The organism is Flavobacterium plurextorum (assembly GCF_002217395.1).
In the GTDB taxonomy this organism is placed as follows: Bacteria; Bacteroidota; Bacteroidia; order Flavobacteriales; family Flavobacteriaceae; genus Flavobacterium; species Flavobacterium plurextorum.
On sequence record NZ_MUHD01000006.1, the window covers coordinates 51,395 to 70,149 of the forward strand.

The 18,755-nt window shown below is 34.6% G+C and carries 12 protein-coding genes; 7 read left to right on the forward strand and 5 right to left on the reverse strand.

The features are described 5' to 3' along the window. Positions 1-126: 126 nt before the first annotated feature. Entirely contained in the window at positions 127-855 is a 729-nt protein-coding gene (locus B0A81_RS04030) for a hypothetical protein (protein WP_089056823.1), read from the reverse strand. Positions 856-1,208: 353 nt separating this feature from the next. Between B0A81_RS04030 and B0A81_RS04035 the strand changes: the two genes are divergently transcribed. Further along, on the forward strand, positions 1,209-2,882 hold the full coding sequence (locus B0A81_RS04035; protein ID WP_089056824.1) for an AraC family transcriptional regulator: 1,674 nt from the start codon (positions 1,209-1,211) through the stop codon (positions 2,880-2,882). 360 nt (positions 2,883-3,242) lie between these two features. Here B0A81_RS04035 and B0A81_RS04040 read toward each other — a convergent pair whose 3' ends face one another. Then, on the reverse strand, positions 3,243-3,746 hold the full coding sequence (locus tag B0A81_RS04040; protein ID WP_089056825.1) for a helix-turn-helix domain-containing protein: 504 nt from the start codon (positions 3,744-3,746) through the stop codon (positions 3,243-3,245). Positions 3,747-4,665: 919 nt separating this feature from the next. Here B0A81_RS04040 and B0A81_RS04045 point away from each other — a divergent pair. The 3 genes from B0A81_RS04045 to B0A81_RS04055 are packed head-to-tail and all read left to right on the forward strand — an operon-like array spanning position 4,666 to position 11,769. Further along, entirely contained in the window at positions 4,666-7,680 is a 3,015-nt protein-coding gene (locus B0A81_RS04045) for a SusC/RagA family TonB-linked outer membrane protein (RefSeq protein ID WP_089056826.1), read from the forward strand. A gap of 10 nt (positions 7,681-7,690) precedes the next feature. After that, positions 7,691-9,079: a RagB/SusD family nutrient uptake outer membrane protein gene (locus B0A81_RS04050; protein WP_089056827.1), complete on the forward strand. Its 1,389-nt coding sequence runs from the start codon at positions 7,691-7,693 to the stop codon at positions 9,077-9,079. 14 nt (positions 9,080-9,093) lie between these two features. Beyond that, a complete protein-coding gene (locus tag B0A81_RS04055; RefSeq protein WP_089056828.1) occupies positions 9,094-11,769 on the forward strand; it encodes a S9 family peptidase in 2,676 nt (891 codons plus the stop codon). 74 nt (positions 11,770-11,843) lie between these two features. Here B0A81_RS04055 and B0A81_RS04060 read toward each other — a convergent pair whose 3' ends face one another. The 3 genes from B0A81_RS04060 to B0A81_RS04070 all read right to left on the reverse strand — a co-directional run bounded on the left by B0A81_RS04060 (position 11,844) and on the right by B0A81_RS04070 (position 14,405). Beyond that, positions 11,844-12,116, reverse strand: a complete 273-nt coding sequence (locus B0A81_RS04060) for a DUF6520 family protein (RefSeq protein ID WP_089056829.1) — start codon at positions 12,114-12,116, stop codon at positions 11,844-11,846. 82 nt (positions 12,117-12,198) lie between these two features. Continuing rightward, a complete protein-coding gene (locus tag B0A81_RS04065) occupies positions 12,199-13,734 on the reverse strand; it encodes a MauE/DoxX family redox-associated membrane protein (protein ID WP_089056830.1) in 1,536 nt (511 codons plus the stop codon). A gap of 377 nt (positions 13,735-14,111) precedes the next feature. Further along, positions 14,112-14,405, reverse strand: a complete 294-nt coding sequence (locus B0A81_RS04070; RefSeq protein WP_317044401.1) for a hypothetical protein — start codon at positions 14,403-14,405, stop codon at positions 14,112-14,114. Positions 14,406-15,043: 638 nt separating this feature from the next. Between B0A81_RS04070 and B0A81_RS04075 the strand changes: the two genes are divergently transcribed. The 3 genes from B0A81_RS04075 to mobC are packed head-to-tail and all read left to right on the forward strand — an operon-like array spanning position 15,044 to position 18,727. Then, positions 15,044-15,439 carry a plasmid mobilization protein gene (locus tag B0A81_RS04075; protein WP_089056831.1) on the forward strand — a complete coding sequence of 132 codons (396 nt, stop codon included), beginning with the start codon at positions 15,044-15,046 and terminating at the stop codon, positions 15,437-15,439. Beyond that, entirely contained in the window at positions 15,424-16,728 is a 1,305-nt protein-coding gene (locus tag B0A81_RS04080) for a relaxase/mobilization nuclease domain-containing protein (RefSeq protein ID WP_089056832.1), read from the forward strand. Before B0A81_RS04075 ends, B0A81_RS04080 begins: the two co-directional genes overlap by 16 nt. Positions 16,729-16,744: 16 nt before the next feature. Further along, complete coding sequence (mobC, locus tag B0A81_RS04085) at positions 16,745-18,727, forward strand: conjugal transfer protein MobC (protein ID WP_089056908.1); 1,983 nt, start codon at positions 16,745-16,747, stop codon at positions 18,725-18,727. The last annotated feature ends 28 nt before the right edge of the window (positions 18,728-18,755 follow it).

Here is an 18,755-nt window from a genome sequence, read left to right on the forward strand (position 1 = left end):
TTTCATCATAGGATAATAGATCTATGATGAAATAAAGACTAACAAGATTGAAAAGAATCAAGCACACAGTAAACACGTATACTATTTCTTTTTCATAGCAATAGATATAATACATCATCACTCAGATCATTGATTGTATATCATGATTCCTGTTACAAGTGAACGTTTTATTGCCGTACAAGGGTCATCAATGGCTCCACTAAGCCCTGCAACACGGTGACCAGTAGAAGTGTCCCAGTCTTTATCTTTGCGTTCCATATCATAATACGTTGAATACCTAGCTATGGAGGAAGTAGTAAGGATAATTCTCTTATCCTCACTGTTGAATGCCTGATTACTTATCACAGCTGATTCAAAAGATATTATGTATTGATAAATTTCCTCGTAAGAATCATTTTCCCATACAAGGATATCATTCATAAAATTCGAAAGATTATCTTTTGCTACAATTGTCATTGTAGAATTTAAAATAGTCTGATCTAGTTTAGACTGTGGATTATTTATAATCTCTTGTATCAAAATCAGATTGGGAGACAAATTTGTCCCTGAAGTTAAAAGCATTAGATCATTATTTTGAGCCGCTATAGTTTCGATCTGTTGAGAAATTTGTCCTATCGTATTATACTGATAGTTACCTGATAAATAAGCATCAAGAATATCATTATGCAATTTCCCGGCAAAGTCGTAAATGTTTGCAGGGTTTTCAGGGGTCATGTTTTGCATCAAACGTGCTGTCTTTTCCGTATTCTTGTTACTGATTTCACTATCAATACTTTCGATATTATCAATAGTATCAGTGTTACAGGAAATGATTAATAATGGTAAAATTATTAATCGTAATGAAATGTTTTTCATGATTAAAATGTGTTAAATGTGACCGACTATTTTTTTAGTCAGTTCATTTCACCCAGGTAAGCAGAACTTTAATTTAGTACTCTACTAAATATTTTTGCTTTTGAATTCGAGGCAAATCTAAAAGTAGATTTTTTGATTTGCAAAACATTAGTATGTGGATTTCCGAGAATAACAGTATGGATTTTCCGAAAATCCATATACCTTTTTTTAATAAAAATTCGTTCATTATCAATTGTTTACACTATATTTAAGGCGAATTTTTTGAAAAACACTAATGAGTCTTTTTATAAGCCTATTATTTAGCTTTCAGGATGAATTTGTAGAAAAAATAATGTCTCATTTTAATTCAAACTATGATTAGAAAGTATCTATTTGTACTCTCTCTTTGCTTGGGAGATCAAATCTGCGCACAGGAAATCCATTTTAAAATTCCCGATACACTTCAAAATAAGGATTATGATTACCTCTTTGAAAGGATAGAAGAATCTGAAAAAGATAGCGTTAAAAAATCCTTATACCTTAAATCCTTTATAGTAAAATCGAAAGCAGAAAAAAATTTAGAAGAGCTCGTAAATGGCTATAAAAACTATGTCCATCACTCTCCGGAAAACATGAAACTGATCTATGTAGACAGTATGATTTACGTTGCAAAAAAGTCAAAGGATAATGCTTTGATAGGTTCAGCTTATCTTTCAAAAGGAATTGTATATTATGCCGCGAAAAAACATAATTATGCATTAGATAATTACCTTATTGCAGATAATTACATCTCTAAAACGAATGATAAGTATTTGATATATAAGGTAAAATACAATATTGCAAATATAAAATACTATCTTGGATTTTATAATGAGGCAATTTCTTTATTTAAGGAATGTATTGATTACTTTAAAGAAAATAATGATAGGGGCTATCTGAATTCCTTACATTCTCTGGGCCTTTGTTTCAATCGTATTGGCAGCTATAGTTTATGTACAGAAACAAATGAGAAGGGATTATCTGAAGGAGAAAGACTATCTAACAATGAGATGAAAGAGTACTTTATTATCTCCGAAGGAGTTAATCAGTATTTTCGAGGCAATTATACTTTGGCTATTAGCAAAATCAACTATTCACTACCAATGATTATAAAAAACAAAGACTTTGGAAACGAAGCTGTGGGCTATTTTTACATTGGAAAAAGTTATTGGGATCTTAAGAATCCCCAAATGGCAATACCTTATTTCAAAAAAGTAGATGCTATTTTTAATAATAAAGGATACATCCGTCCTGATCTTCTCAATAGCTATGAATTATTAATCAGCTACTTTAAATCCCAAAAAAATCTAAAGCAACAACTTTACTATATTGAAAAACTGCTTAAAGTAAATAATATTATGAACAGCAGATACAAATACGTATCGGAAAGAATTTACAAAGACTATCATACCAAAGAATTACTGTCTCAGAAAAATAAAATTGAAAAATTATTGGAAGAGAGAAAGCGTAATGATTTTATTTCTAAGGGTATAATAGTATTTTTATTTTTATCTGTGATCTTTCTCATTTATAATCATAGTAGGAATAAGAAAGTTTATCGGCAAAGATTTGATGATTTAATGAAAAAAAGTAAGACTGTATCTAAGTTTGAATCAAAAAACCTAAATAATGGAATTGAAGATATAAATGCAGATACTGTAATGTTTATATTGAGACTATTAGAGAAATTTGAAAAGGATAAAAAATTTTTGGTAAAAGATTTGACGGAAGCAAAACTCGCGGTTTTGTTTGACTCAAATGTAAAATATCTTTCAAAAATAATATTACATTACAGAGGAAAAAAATTTGTAAAGTACATCAATGACCTAAGGATAGACTATTTGATAGAATTAATGAAAGAGGAAAAAAAAATTCAGAATTATACAAATAAAGCGCTATCAGAAGAAGCGGGTTTTAGTAGTATAGAACGTTTCACAAAAGCTTTTTTTTACAGAACCGGAATGCCAACCTCATATTTTATGAAAGAGCTTAAAAAAAAGGACTTATAGATAACCTTGCTTAAGTGAGGTCTTTAGAAATTATTCTAATTTATGTTACTTTATTAATCTTTGACATTCCTTATAAATGAAGAAAAAGGTTCTTTTTTATATTTTATCAGATCAATCGAGTTATCTAAGTAAAATCAATTAGTTTAGTTCAGGTATATACCTACATATTGAAAATAACTAAACAATCATTTATCTACAATCTTTGGCAGAATGGTATATTTATACTTTCACTAATCTGTCATTGTAATTTATATTTCTTGAACAGCATTTTTGTCTTTACTAACGCCCACCATTTCTGCAAAAATGCAAATCAATTCTTGTGTATAAAAAACACAATTTTAGCTATACTAAAATTATCTCTCAAATCTTATAAAGATTCTTGTTTCCAAGTTTTTCTTTCTTAATCACATCATCATCAGCAAGATTCCTCATAACACCAGCAATATCTGCAGATTTAACTTTAATATCAATTTGATTTATTCTGATAAGTTCATCTCTAATTTCAGCAATCTTTTTACCATTGATTAAAAAAGCAGTATTTACAATATGCTTACGGATTTTCGCAGTTAATTTGGTTGCTTCTTGTCGTTCAGTAGATAATTGATTCAAAGGCTCTAACTTGATTTTAAAATCAACTAAAGTCTCCAATGGATATTCTACAGCTTTTGCATACTCTACGTAATTATCGATGTTTTTTGCTTCACCTTTTTCAATCTTCAAAATACTACTTTTTGATATGTTCGTCATATCAATTATATCTTTAACTGAAAAACCTTTCTCAAGTCTAAACTCCTTTAGTTTTAAACCAAGTTTCATTCTATACATTGGAGTTTTACTCTCTTCTTTTTCAAATTTTTGAATCATTATATTTAAATATTTTAATGTTATTTTGATTTTATTTTGAAACTTATTTGCATGGTTAAAATATTTTCATATATTTGTAGTAGCGAATTGATAATTAGCCTTTTTGGCATAATTAAAACGATGTTTTCTCGACTCAAAATGACCAATTTTATCTTCGAGAATATCGTGAAGTCGCTCCATGTCAAAAAGTTTTTTACTTTTACATATGGCATGCGAGCGGTTCTCACGTTAGCTTTAGAAGATAACTTTTCAATCGAAAGATTTTAAAGACGGGTTTGGTCACCCATGAGTCTAAAGTGTGAAACCGTTCCTTGCTTTTTATGCAAGTACTATTCATACCACGAAATACATCGTTCCATAACCATAAACTTATAAATTATGAGAACGTTTTTTTTATGCACAACGGTTACCAAACCACCTTAGCGACCTGCTAAAAAACAATCTACCTTTTGTTTCCCAAAAACTAAACAAATATTATGTTAGGATAGTGAATCAAAGAGAAATACTCTTACTAGATACACTTTCCTAGCCAAAATTTTAGTATGGACATACTTAACTCTACCCTGATATATAAAAGGAATTATAAAATAATAATCTCCTGCATATCTAACCTCGCCCCAAACATAAAATGCTTTTTGGGACTTATGTTTAAGCTTTTTCTATTTTAACTTGTACTTTAAAAGTATTGTCTTTATTCCTATTTTCCAAATTGTATGTTAAAATTTTTAGAGCTTGTTTAGGAAAGATAATCAAGATGAGTTTTTTTAATACCTAAATCCACGCATCTATGATATAGTAAAAAGCATTATCCTAAAAAGACTTTCAGCTTGATAAAAAAAAAGCTCTCTAACCCGCGATCAACAAGTATAGAGAGCTGAATTAATAAAACTTTCGTTTCAAATTAACTAACCCCAAAATTATGAAAACTTTTTCATTAAATAAAGGGTTGGCGGGACTTTGGTATCCGTTTATTTTCGGGTTCTACCTTTTTTGTACGCCAGCCTTAGCAAGGAATACTTTGCTATTTTCAGTTTCACAACAACAAACACAAGTCAAAGGTATCGTAACTGATGGCAACCTTCCTCTTCCGGGAGTCAGTATTTCAGTAAAAAACCAGAAAAAAGCTGTGGCTACTGACTTTGATGGCAAATTTACAATAACAGTGTCACCACACGATATTCTTATTTTTACTTACATTGGTTTTAAAACAATTGAAATTCCAGTTGCAGGGCGCTTAGTAATTAATGTACAAATGAAGGAAGATGCCACTTCTCTTCAGGAAGTAAAAATTAATGCAGGATATTATTCCGTTAAAGAGAGCGAACGCACGGGAAGTATAGCACGAATTACTTCAAAGGATATCGAAACACAGCCCGTAACTAATGTACTTGCCACGATGCAGGGTCGTATGGCAGGTGTAAATATTATACAAAATACAGGAGTTCCCGGAGGTAATTTCGATATTAAAATCAGGGGACAAAACAGTATTCGCGTTGATGGCAATGCACCACTTTATCTTCTAGATGGTGTGCCATATGCTTCTGAAACAATTGGATACAATCAGACCTCTACTATTTATCCATCACCTACAAGCCCTCTAAATAGCATAAATCCTGATACTATCGAAAGTATTGAAATACTCAAAGATGCAGATGCCACAGCTATATATGGTTCGAGAGGTGCTAACGGTGTGGTCCTCATCACAACTAAAAAAGGAAAAGCAGGAAAAACAACTTTTACAGTAACTGCCTCCACAGGTGCCGGAACTGTAACAAAATTCATGAAACTCATGAATACAGAGCAGTATCTAGCCATGCGAAGAGAGGCTTTTAAAAATGACGGCATTGCCTACAATTCATGGGATTATGATGTAAATGGAACATGGGACCAAAACAGATATACCGATTGGCAAAAGGAACTTATCGGTGGTACAGCCAGCATCACAGATCTGCAGGCTGCGATTTCAGGGGGATCTGAAAAAACACAGTTCCTGATCAGTGGAAATTATCATACACAATCCAGCGTATTTCCGGGTGATTTTATTTATAGAAAAGGCGGTTCGCAATTCAATTTAAACCACCGCTCAGAAGACAATAAATTCAGGGTTACGCTCTCAGCCGGATATAACAGTCAAAACAATGATCAGCCCGCCTTTGATTTTACCTATGATGCCCGCTCACTCCCTCCTAATGCACCTGCCCTTTATGATTCTAATGGTGAACTAAACTGGGAAAACGGCACTTGGGACAATCCGCTTCGGAACCTTAATGCTGAATTTGAATCTAAAACAAATGACCTTATTGCCAATTCCGTATTATCATATGAAATATCTTCAGGTCTCTTGATTAAAAGCAATTTTGGATATACTAATTTAAGCACTGTGGAAACCCGTACAGCTCCATCGTCTGTATATAATCCTGCCTACAATATCAGCAGTGCTAATTCATCACTTTATCTAAACAATACAGACCGCTCTTCCTGGATCATAGAACCACAGATAAGTTGGACAAAAGAATTAGGTTTAGGAAAACTGGACCTGCTCGCAGGATCAACTTTTCAAAATCAAACTACCACCCGGTTGTTTCAGTCAGGTACAGGATATAGTTCCAACAGTCTGATTTATAATCTGGCATCTGCTAAGTACATTAATGTACTACTAAATGATGAAACCATATATAAGTATCAGGCCTTTTTTGGACGTATTAACTATAGTTTCGACAAACGTTACATCATCAACCTTACAGGCAGGCGTGATGGGTCAAGCCGTTTTGGACCAGGCAATCAATTTGCTACTTTCGGTGCCGTAGGTGTGGCATGGCTCTTCTCAAATGAGAATTTTCTAAGAAACAGCTCATGGATTAGTTTTGGAAAACTAAGATCCAGTTACGGAACAACCGGTAGTGACCAGATTGGCGATTATCAGTTCTTAAATACCTATACTACTACAGGGATAAATTATGGAGGAAATGTCGGCCTTGAGCCAACCCGGCTTTACAATGCTGATTTTGGTTGGGAAACCAACAAAAAACTAGAAGCCGCGCTTGAATTAGGTTTTTTTCACGATAAAATATTTACAACAGCTTCATGGTATCAGAACAAATCATCTAATCAGCTCGTGGGAGTCCCACTGCCCGGAACAACTGGTTTTACCGTTCTTCAGTCAAATTTAAATGCCGAAGTTCAAAACAGCGGTTTGGAACTGACACTTAGAACCAATAACTTCAGTAATGCAAATTTTAGCTGGACAACCAGCTTCAACCTAACCTTTGCCAAGAACAAACTTCTTAGTTTTCCGGGATTAGAAAGTTCTCCCTACAGCCAGAAATATCGCCTTAATGAGCCCTTAAACATTGAGCTTGTCTACGAGTATAAAGGGGTTAATTCCCAAACAGGTGTCTATGAATTTGAAGACATTAATAAAGACGGTAAAATTACTTTTCCTGAAGACAGACAGAAAGCTGTCGATCTTAATCCAAAGTATTACGGCGGTCTGCAAAATCAGCTTCGCTATAAGAACTGGAACCTCGATTTTTTATTTCAGTTCGTCAAACAAAAAAACAGAATAAATCCAATGGGATTTGCAGGACAGATGTCCAATCAGCCTATTTCTAAAATAGATCGCTGGCAAGAGGTCGGAGACATCCCTACTTATCAATTGTATACAACCGGTAATAATAGTGAGGCTGTAACAGCAGATTATTTATACGACAGAAGTGACGCCTCAATAACGGACGCTTCATTTATAAGAGTTAAAAACATCTCGCTTTCCTATCTATTACCCATGAGCTCAAACACAGTGCAATGTAAAATTATGCTGCAGGCTCAGAATCTTTTGACTTTTACCAAATACAAAGACGGCGATCCTGAATTTACCTCGTCCGGATACTTACCGCCTCTTAAAGTGACAACTGCAGGTATTCAATTAACATTTTAAAACATACTTTATGAAAACATTTTATCATATAGAAAAGCAAATGTTGTGGTTAGGAATATTGTCTTTTTTTATGAATTCCTGCGATTCTTTTGTAGAGGTAGATCTTCCCAAATCACAACTTACCACTGTAACCGTGTTTGAGGATTATGCTACTGCTGATGCAGCCCTTACGGACATATACGCAAAAATCAGGGATAAGGGCTTACTAACCGGCAACAACAGAGGGCTGTCAAATCAGCTTGGTAACTACACAGACGAGATAATTCCTTATGGTACACCTTCAAATCCAAGTTTGAACTTTTATAACAATAGCCTTTTAGCTGAGAATTCAGATATTGCGCAGTACTGGAACGACTCCTACAATCAGATTTATGCTGCCAATTCTTTAATGGAAGGTATAGAAGCGAGCACTAAGCTTTCAGACCAAAATAAAAAACAACTTAAAGGAGAAGCTCTTTTTATTCGCGCACTACAGCATTTTTATCTGGTCAATCTCTTTGGAGACATTCCCTACATCACAGTGACCGATTATAAAAAAAACAGTACAGTAAGCAGAATGCCTGTCAATCAGGTATATCAGAATATTATAAATGATCTGGAAAGTGCTATTGCTTTATTGCAAAATAATTACAGCGAAATGGGAAGAATCCGCGCTGACAAATATGTTATCCATGCCTTTTTAGCCAGAGTTTACCTCTACACTAAATCTTATCCTGAGGCTGCCAATGAAGCCTCGGCAGTTCTTAACCAGACCGATTTGTTTGCTTTGGAAAATATAGACCAAACCTTTTTAGTGGATTCAAAAGAGACCATCTGGCAGCTGCAATCAGCAGAAGCAGGACAGAATACACAGGAAGCATCAACCTTTATATTCTTATCTGGTCCACCTGCAATTGTAGCTCTAAATGATAATCTTGTAAATTCCTTTTCAGCATCTGACCTGCGATATTCCAATTGGATTAAAGCGGTCAATGACGACACCTCAACATGGTACCATGCCTACAAGTATAAAGAGCAAAACTTTACTTCGATCTCTAAAGAATATTCGATTGTTTTCAGGCTTGCCGAACAATATCTTATCAGAGCCGAAGCACGAGCACAGCAAGGTGATCTTATTGGTGCCAAAGAAGACTTAAACAAAATCAGACATCGAGCTGGTCTTGATGATACTTCGGCAATCACTAAAGAAGAAATCTTGGATGCTGTATTAAAGGAGAGACGATGGGAATTCTTTACCGAGTATGGACATCGTTTTTTCGATCTGAAACGCTTCAATCAAATAGATGTGGTGCTTTCAGGCAGTAAGCCGGGATGGAATGCGTCTGATAGTTTATTCCCTCTCCCTCAGAGTGAACTAAGTTCAAATCCGAATCTTCGTCCTCAAAACCAGGGATATTAAAATCGTTTAAGATCATGAAGTACGCTACTCAAAAATATTTCAGTCATATGAACGGTATTTTATTACTAAATATCCGTTTACCTGTTTTTTTAATTTTATTTTTTATTTTGCCATTAGTAACCTGTCTCCTTTGGGGGCAGGTGGTGCAAAAAAAAGATCTCACTGCTGCTGATTATCACCTGTGGGGAGCTCTGAGTCTTGAAAAAATATCTCCTGACCAAAATTGGGCCAGCTATAGTATGACTTACGATAATACTATTGACACACTATTTGTTCGTAATACTATAACCTTAAAAACCTTTAGCTTCCCGGGGGTACATCATTCCATATTTACTAAAAATAATACTTTTATATATCTAAATAATCAGGAACTAAAAATTTTAGAACTAGATACAGGAAAGCAGCGAAGTATAAAATCAGCGGATCATTTCGATTACTCAGCAACCGCCGATCTTTTGATAGTGACAACAAATCTGCCCGAGAACAAAAAGAAACTAACCATTCAAAATCCAAATGGTAAAGTAATCAGAGAAATAGATTTCGTTACAGGTTCTTCTTTAAGTCCTGACCAGCAGCATCTGATTTACGGAACATTTATAAATGGCAAACATTCCGTTATCCTTTTGAATCTAAAAAAAACGGAACAGGAAAAGTTGATTCTAACCAATCACAGTGACAGAAGTTTTGGCTTTACATGGCATAAAGATGGAAATGCAGTTGCTTTTGCAACAAAGTCAGATTTGATAACTGAGACATTATTGTTTTATTATACACTCGAAAATAAAAAGTTATTTAAGCTTGATTTGGCGCTAGAATTAAACTTGCCAAAGAATACCTTTATCCCTTCAGACTTTACTTTTAAACTGACAGTCTCTGATGATATGCAGAAAGTGTTTTTTACAACAAAAATAAATAGTCAATTACTAGAGAAAAAAAACAGTACAGATGTTGAAGTATGGAACGCAAATGACAAATCCCTGTTTGTGGAAAAGGTAAAAAACGGATCATTACTAACTGTCCCTAGAACTGTACTTTGGCTTCCGGCATCAAAACTGGTCAAGCAACTTACCACAAACGAGCTTCCAAAAATGATGCTTTCAGGGGATCAACAGTATGCTCTTTTATTCAATCCCAAAGAGTACGAACCCCAATTCAAATTGCAGCAGGGACTTTCCGACGTCTATATTATAAACCTGAATACATTTAAGAAAAGACTGCTTTTAAAAGAACATCCCTCAAATAATTTCGAACTTACTGTATCAACGACTGGAAAATATATAGCTTATTTCAAAGAAGGCAACTGGTGGATTTATACTATTGCTACAGCAGTACATCATAACATTACAAAGAATATTCCAACCACATTCAGGTCTGTTGATCCGCACTATTCCATTACATCCAAAAAAGCCAATGCAGGATGGAGCAATGATGACAGTGAAATTCTACTATACGACGACTTTGATTTATGGTCTGTAAAAGCCGATGGATCCTCTTTTCGCAGACTCACACATGGACGAGAATCAAAGATAAGATACAGGCTGGCTAATATCCCCGGCAAACAGCTTTATACTGGTCTCTACGACGGGCAACAGTCCTATAACTTTGACATAGAAAAAGAGCTTTATTTGCATGGTCAGGGAGACGATGGGAAGACTGGCTATTTCAGATGGAACACAACCTCTGGCGAGAAGGCAATTGTATATAAAGATTCACATATCGATCAGCTGGCTTATAGTTCACGTAAGGAATATCTGTACTACAGGGAACAGCGATTCGACCTTTCTCCTCGGGTAATGGTAAAGAAGAAAGAGTCTGATCCTGTTTGTGTTTTTCAGAGCAATCCGCAGCAGAAGAATTATTTCTGGGGAAGCTCTGAATTGATCGAATATGAAAACAAAAAAGGGGTAAGATTGAAAGGGGTTCTACGTTACCCCGCTAATTATGATGCCCTGAAAAAATATCCAATGATAGTACATATTTACCAAAGGCAAAATCAGGAGCAACATAAATACATTAATCCTTCATTATCTCTTGAAGATGCGGATAATGATGCCATTTGGACCACTCAAGGCTATTTTGTACTACGACCAGATATAATAACAGAGCCTGACTTTCTTGGTTATTCAGCACTGGATTGTGTCAGTGCAGCTGTAAATAAGGTTCTAGAAAAGGGGCTTATAAAATCCAATAAGATTGGGCTTATTGGACACTCCTTCGGAGCTTATCAGGCTAATTTCATAATCACCCAGACGAATCTTTTCGCGGCAGCCGTTTCAAGTGCGGGCAGCAGTGACCTGAACAGTTTTTATTTTACACTGGCCAAAAATTTTTATTTCCCTAATATGTTTCGATTCACCGACGGGCAGTGGAAAACTAGCAATACCCCCTTTGAGAAACCAGAAGTTTATCAACTAAATTCCCCAATCAATTATGCAGATAAAATCAATACACCGCTTTTGCTATGGAGCGGAAAAGAGGATTATAATGTAGACCCGCATCAGAGCATGGAGTTTTATTTTGCCCTTCGTCTTCTTGGCAAGAAATGCATTATGCTTCTGTATCCTGAAGAAGGCCACGGGATCTCAAAACCAATTAATCAAATCGATATGATAAACCGTGTTCAGCAGTGGTTTGCTTACTATCTCAAAGATGATTTATCGGCACAATGGATAACCGAAGGCGTGAAATAAATTTTAAAATAAACTAAAAAAGCAATGCAGTTCCGCTTCGGAACTGCATTGCCATTTATTGAAACCTCAAACCGTTAGTTTGCTGGTCGAAACAATACTTCATTACAGTTCCCTTGGGCATTTTTACCAAATGCCTGTGGTCCTGTTGCGCCGTTTAAACGGCAGACTTGGTTTCCGCTCGTCTCACAATTCACCTGAATATCGCAGGCTCCCTGTGCATTGAGAATATATCCCATTTTTGGTACAAGGTTTTTTTCAGTACTCTGCATGGACATAGTAGCAAATGCTCCGGTAATTCCCAGCGCAATAACTGCTGCCGGCATTACATTTTTTAAGAAAGTTTTCATAATAATAAATATTAAATTAAAAACATGATCTACTTTTTTCTACAGGTGTTCGATCTGGCTTCCTGACATTGGCCAATGTATTTTAATGCTGCTTTTTCAATCCAGCATTTTTATTTCTTTTTTTTAATATATCTCTAAGCTTATAAACAGCCAGCTCATCACTCATCAAAGCATACAAATTAGTATCTGTAACTATAAAGGATTGAAGCTTTTTATCCTCAACATTGTAGATTGCAAAACTCAGCAAATAAGCTTTTTTATTCAGGTCATATACATCAATTATCGCAGCCTGTTTCCATAATTTCCTATCTTCAAAACGTCCTTGAATTTTGGAGTTTATAAAAAGCAGGTTTGCATTTACAGCAAGATTTGCATTTACGGTCATCGGAGGTGTTGCCATTCTTCTCTCTGTATTATCCTTGAAATAAGCTACCTTAATTTGAGCATGCGATATTGTATCAATAGTATGACCGCGGTATAATAAATTTAAGTTTTCATCTGCAACCATAAATTCATTTCTGTAATAATAGAGATAAATCATCCGTTTCATTTTTTCACTATAGGCAAGCATCCCGTCAGTATCAAAAACACCATCTATCTGTTGTTGTAAAAGTGTGTCGTTATAGATAATCTTTGGTGATCTTTCGGTTTTAAAGGTGCTTAAAATGTGAGCAGCATTCTTACCATTATTAGACCTGAATAATACAGAAGTATTATCCACAGGCTCTGCGATTGTAAAATAATGCAGACCTTTTATTTCGCTGATCACTTTCCAATTATTTGTCCTTCCCCAAAAAATACAGGGAACGGTTCCATCCATCAAATAAAAGTAAGATCCTCTAACTAAAATTTTGATCCTTTTAAATGCTATATCTTTTGGGTTAAAAGAGATTTTAAATGTCTGTTTAGTCTGTAAACCAGAATCAAAAACAATAATATGCAGTGGATCTGTGTAATTCCCAAGATAAACCTGATTGCCTCTGCTTCCAGCAAAATAATACGAATTGAATTTCAGATTTACTGTTTTTTGCAACATAATCGGATGTTGTGGATACCTTCTGATAAACGGATTTTCATGTTGCATAATTTGTTCCGATGATAAAAACAAAACAACAACTGTTATGATACTAAGTGCAACTGAAACTATAGTTATTTTTATCCCCACAACCGGTCTTGCAAAGGATTCACTTTCTATGCGTATATTATGTTCTAACAGAAGAGCCAACAATCCTAACAGTACAAAAACAATATTAAAAATCAGATGTACATCCCAGCTCATTTTCTCCAATATACCACCACAAGAACAAGGAACAAAAGAACTGTAATGGAGTACAATAAAAATATATGCCGTAAACATGGTCATAATACTTACTGAAGCAAGTAGCCCCCAGTTTCTAAATCTTTTAACAACCAGTAACAGTACAATCAATAATTCACTCAGCGGTACTATCCAGAAAATCCAGGAAGCAAAAGCGCTTAAAAGAGGAGACTGTCCAAGTTGCAGATGGAAGTTCTCATAGTCGAGTAATTTGCTCACTGCTGCATATACAAATAGAAGTATATACAATAGACAAATTGCGTCCAGAATTACACTCTTAATCTTTATATTCAGTTTCATGTTTTCTATAGATTTAAGCTGATATAATTAATGAATACTAAATCGGTATCATTCATATGAAATTTTTATTCTAGTTTTAAGTTTTGCTGTTATTCACCTAATAAATCTTAACAACATAATTTAAATTTCCTTAAACCCTAAAAAATGAAAAGCATTTTAACTGTGATTCAATTGTTTGGAGTTGGGGCGAAAACAAAATTACAACAGCTTGTTTTATAGTACGTTATCAAAATCCGACATCAATTTGTCAAAATCCGATATTTTAGTTAAAGTTTTAATAAAAACAGTGGTAAAATAAATTTGATAATAAAAAAGGGTTCAAATAAACAATAATTGTTTATTTGAACCTCTCATGTTTTCGTGCTTTTTTTAATCTGTTATGACTTTCCTGTCTCATTTAATGTGTTGAGCTTTTCACTAAGTTCTATAAGCCCTGCTTTTAGAAGACATTCCTCTCCAAACAGTTTTAAATCCTGTAGATTATCTTCTGAAACACTTGTTAAGAGTATCGATGGTTTATCATCTCCTTTAGCTGCTAACCCACGTTGAATAACATGGTTTAATAACAACACATTTTTTCGTGAAATTTTCAAATCAATCTTCACTACATCATTCATGCTAGGGATACTAAGCACAGTATCAAAAACCTTGGCCACATCATTTGTTGTCATAATCTTCACATTTTTAATTAATAATTTATTTATACAAAGGTATAAAGCTAGTCCTAAAATGTCATGGACATAATATGTCCATCATAGGTAAAATCCATTTCGCTTACTTAATTTTGTATCTGAAATATCAGGAAAGGGTAAAATGAGCAATCAAAAACCTTCTCTAAAACGGTCAGGATTTTGTTGTTTTAAAATTCATTTATTGCTGTGAAAGAGCACGTTTTTCAATCTAAAATCCAGAGGATAATTTGACGTTATAGTTAACATTTTACATTAGTTCCGAATTATATGCAGTGTGCACTTTCTTTGAGTTTTAAAAATAAAAGTCAAACAGATTTTATAAAAGGATATTTAACTTTAATGACTTAATGGATACAGTATTAAATTTCCGGAATACTACAATTAATACATCACATAATATAAAAACAGTCTGTAAAAAGAGAAATTTAAGTTTTGAGTGTTTTAGAAATATTAGAATGTCTAAAGAACATCTTAAAGTATCAGCAAGATTGCAACGTTCCTGCAATCGGCCAGATGTCCGGTTGTTAAACAACCGATCTGTCTGCTCTACACTCGGAACTCGTGAGCAGTGAAACTACAAGGATAAAAAAAGAGTTTGATAACAATGAAAAAGAGAAATGATGGAAAAAGAAAATTCAAACAGAACACGCATAGTCGGATTACGCTTTACACCCGAAGAGTATGTGAAAATTGAGCGCAAATGGAAAGCCAGTACTTCCCGTAAGCTAAGTGACTACATTCGCAGACACTTATTTGACAAGCCTGTTACAACTAAATTTCGTAATGAATCCCTTGACGAATTTATGCTAGAAATTATACGGCTTCGAGGGGAACTAAGTGCCATTGGAAACAACTTTAACCAGGCAGTAAAAAAGCTGCATACACTGAATCAGATTCCGGAATTTAAAGTATGGATTATTAGCGCTGAACTAGATAAAAAAAACCTATTGGAGAAGGTTGAAGAAATCAAGCAATACATCCAGCAAATTTCGGTAAGATGGTTGCGATCATAAAAACCGGACATTCGATACACAGTATTTTTAACTACAACGAAAACAAAGTAAAACAAGGAGTAGCAGAATGTATCGGCGAAGGAAATTATCCTTTGGATGCGGATAAAATGAGTGATACTATGAAACTAAACCGGTTTCTAAAACAAGCCGCTTTAAATGACAATGTAAAGCGTAGCAGCGTACATATATCGCTCAACTTTGATCCGTCTGAAAACTATTCAAAAGATAAACTGATGGAAGTCGCTAATTCATATATGGAAAAAATTGGTTTTGGACAGCAGCCTTATCTGGTATACCAGCATCACGATTCAGGACATCCTCACATTCACATTACCTCCATAAAAGTAAGAGCAGATGGAAGTAGAATTAATATGCATAATATAGGCCGCAATCAATCTGAAACGGCAAGAAAAGAAATCGAAAAATCCTTTGGACTCGTCGTAGCTGAGGGACGTACAAAAAATCAGAATATCGAACTTCAGCCTATTTCAAAAGGCAAAGTCAGATACGGAAGAATCCAGTCCAAAAAAGCAATTTCAAATGTATTGTCTCAGGTTCTTTCGTCTTATAAATTTGCTAGCCTTGCAGAGTTCAATGCCGTACTCAGACAATATAATGTTTTGGCTGACCGGGGCAATGAAAATTCAAGAATATTTAAAGCTAAAGGATTAGTGTATCGCATACTTGATGAAAATGGAAAACCTATTGGAGTACCTATAAAGGCTAGTGACTTTTATTATAAACCAACTCTAAAGTTTTTAGAAGAAAAATTTAAAACCAATACTACCAATCAAATTTCAGATATCAGAAGGGTAAAAAATGCTATCGATATGGCTTTTTTAAGAACGAAAATATCACTTTCAGAACTGGTCAAAATACTGGAAAAAGAGGGAATAAATACCGTTTTTAGAAAAAATACAGAAGGATTACTTTACGGAATTACCTATGTCGACCATACCACAAAATGTGTTTTTAACGGCAGTACACTGGGCAAACAATACAGTGCAAAAGCAATACAGGAACGTTGTACATCCATTAATCCAACCGAGCAAAAAAATCCAAATTTGATTAGTACAAAATTACACGAAATCACATTTGAAACGTCGAAGTCGGAAATTATTGCAGGACTTTTTGGTGATGATTTTAGAGATAACAAATACATAGGTACCGATAACATAATGAGGCAGCTATGGGATATGCTTACGCAATCTGAACAGACGTCTGCTTACCTTCCATACGAGCTTAGAAACAAAAAGAAAAAAAGACGAGGACAGTCTAATAATCGATAAAATTTAAATTATGGCTATGCAGACAGGAGAAAACGAACAGGCACTGAGAAAGATCTTGGATATGACAAGACTCATTAGTATTATTATTTTAGTAATCCATTTTTATTATTACTGCTACGCTGCCTTTCAGCAGTGGCATCTGGTCAGTGGGTTTAGTGATAAAATTATGGGAAATATTTACCAGACAGGATTGTTCAGTAATTTTCATAAATCTAAACTTTTTGCACTAGGATTTTTAATCATTTCCTTAATTGGTGCCAAAGGGCGAAAAGATGAAAAGCTGAATTACAAAACAGCTTTGGCTTACATCATAACTGGGATTCTTATTTACTTTATAAGTTGTCTTTCACTTTACCTGGAAATTGAACTAATGCTGGCAGCAATTGCTTACATGACTATAACTTCCATTGGATTTCTTCTGATGCTTACTGGTGGTACATTACTCTCGCGTATTATAAAAAACAGGCTCAACAGCAAAGATATTTTTAATAAAGAAAATGAAACTTTTCCTCAGGAAGAAAGACTTCTGGAAAATGAATATTCTATTAACCTGCCGGCTCGCTATCATTTAAAGGATAAGTTACGGGACAGCTGGATAAACATTATTAATCCCTTTAGAGGATTGCTTGTTTCAGGCACTCCTGGGGCAGGAAAATCCTATTTTGTCATACGTCATGTTATTACCCAGCACATCCGTAAAAAGTTCACCATGTTTGTCTATGATTTCAAGTTTGATGACCTGACTAGAATTGTCTACAATAATTGGCTTAAATACAAACATCTTTATCCGAAATTACCACAGTTTTATGTTATTAATTTTGATGATCTGACCCGAAGCAACCGCTGTAATCCTTTAGAGCCTTCAGGTATGAGTGATATTACCGATGCCTCAGAATCAGCTAGGACTATTTTGCTCGGACTCAACAGGGAATGGATCAAAAGACAGGGTGATTTTTTTGTGGAATCACCGATTAATTTTCTCTCTGCTATAATATGGTATTTACGAAAATACAAAGACGGCGAATTCTGTACGCTTCCCCATGTAATTGAGCTTATGCAAGTTGATTACGATGATCTTTTTACACTGCTCCGAACGGAAAAAGAAATAGAGGTGCTTATTAATCCTTTTGTCAATGCCTACCTAAATAATGTAATGGACCAATTGGAGGGGCAGATTGCTTCAGCAAAAATTGCCATGGCAAGGCTTTCCTCACCACAATTGTATTATGTTTTGTCCGGCAGCGATTTCACATTGGACATCAATAATCCAGACGATCCCAAGATCGTATGTATGGGTAATAATCCACAAAAAATACAGATATATGGAGCTGTATTGTCTCTTTATGTAAACCGATTGGTAAAGCAGGTAAACCAAAAAAATAAACAGAAAAGCAGTTTGATATTCGATGAATTTCCAACTATTTATCTCAATAATATGGATAGTCTAATTGCCACAGCCAGAAGTAATAAAGTAGCAACTTGTTTGGGGATTCAGGATTTTAGCCAGTTGCGTAAAGATTATGGACGGGAACAGGCGGATGTGATTATGAATATTGTTGGGAACATAGTCAGCGGACAGGTTACAGGAGATACTGCCAAGCAATTATCAGAGCGTTTCGGAAAAATCATGCAGGACAGGGAAAGCCTTTCCATTAATAGTGGGGATACTTCTATTAGCCGGTCCAAACAATTAGAATCTGCAGTACCGCCGTCCAAAATTTCCGGACTTAGTTCGGGTGAATTTGTAGGTATGGTAGCGGATGATCCGGACTGTAAAATTGAACTCAAAACATTTCATTCTGAAATAATAAATGACCATGAAGCCTTGAAAAAAGAACAGGATAATTACGTCGATATTCCTGTCATTCGAAAAGTCGATAATTCGATGGTACAACGAAATTATCTGCAAATAAAAAAGGACATCAAGGATATCATTTATACTGAAAAGGAAAGATTATTAAATGATATTGAATTGAGCCATCTGGTAATTAAGAAATGATAATAAATAAAAACTTAAACTTAGAAAT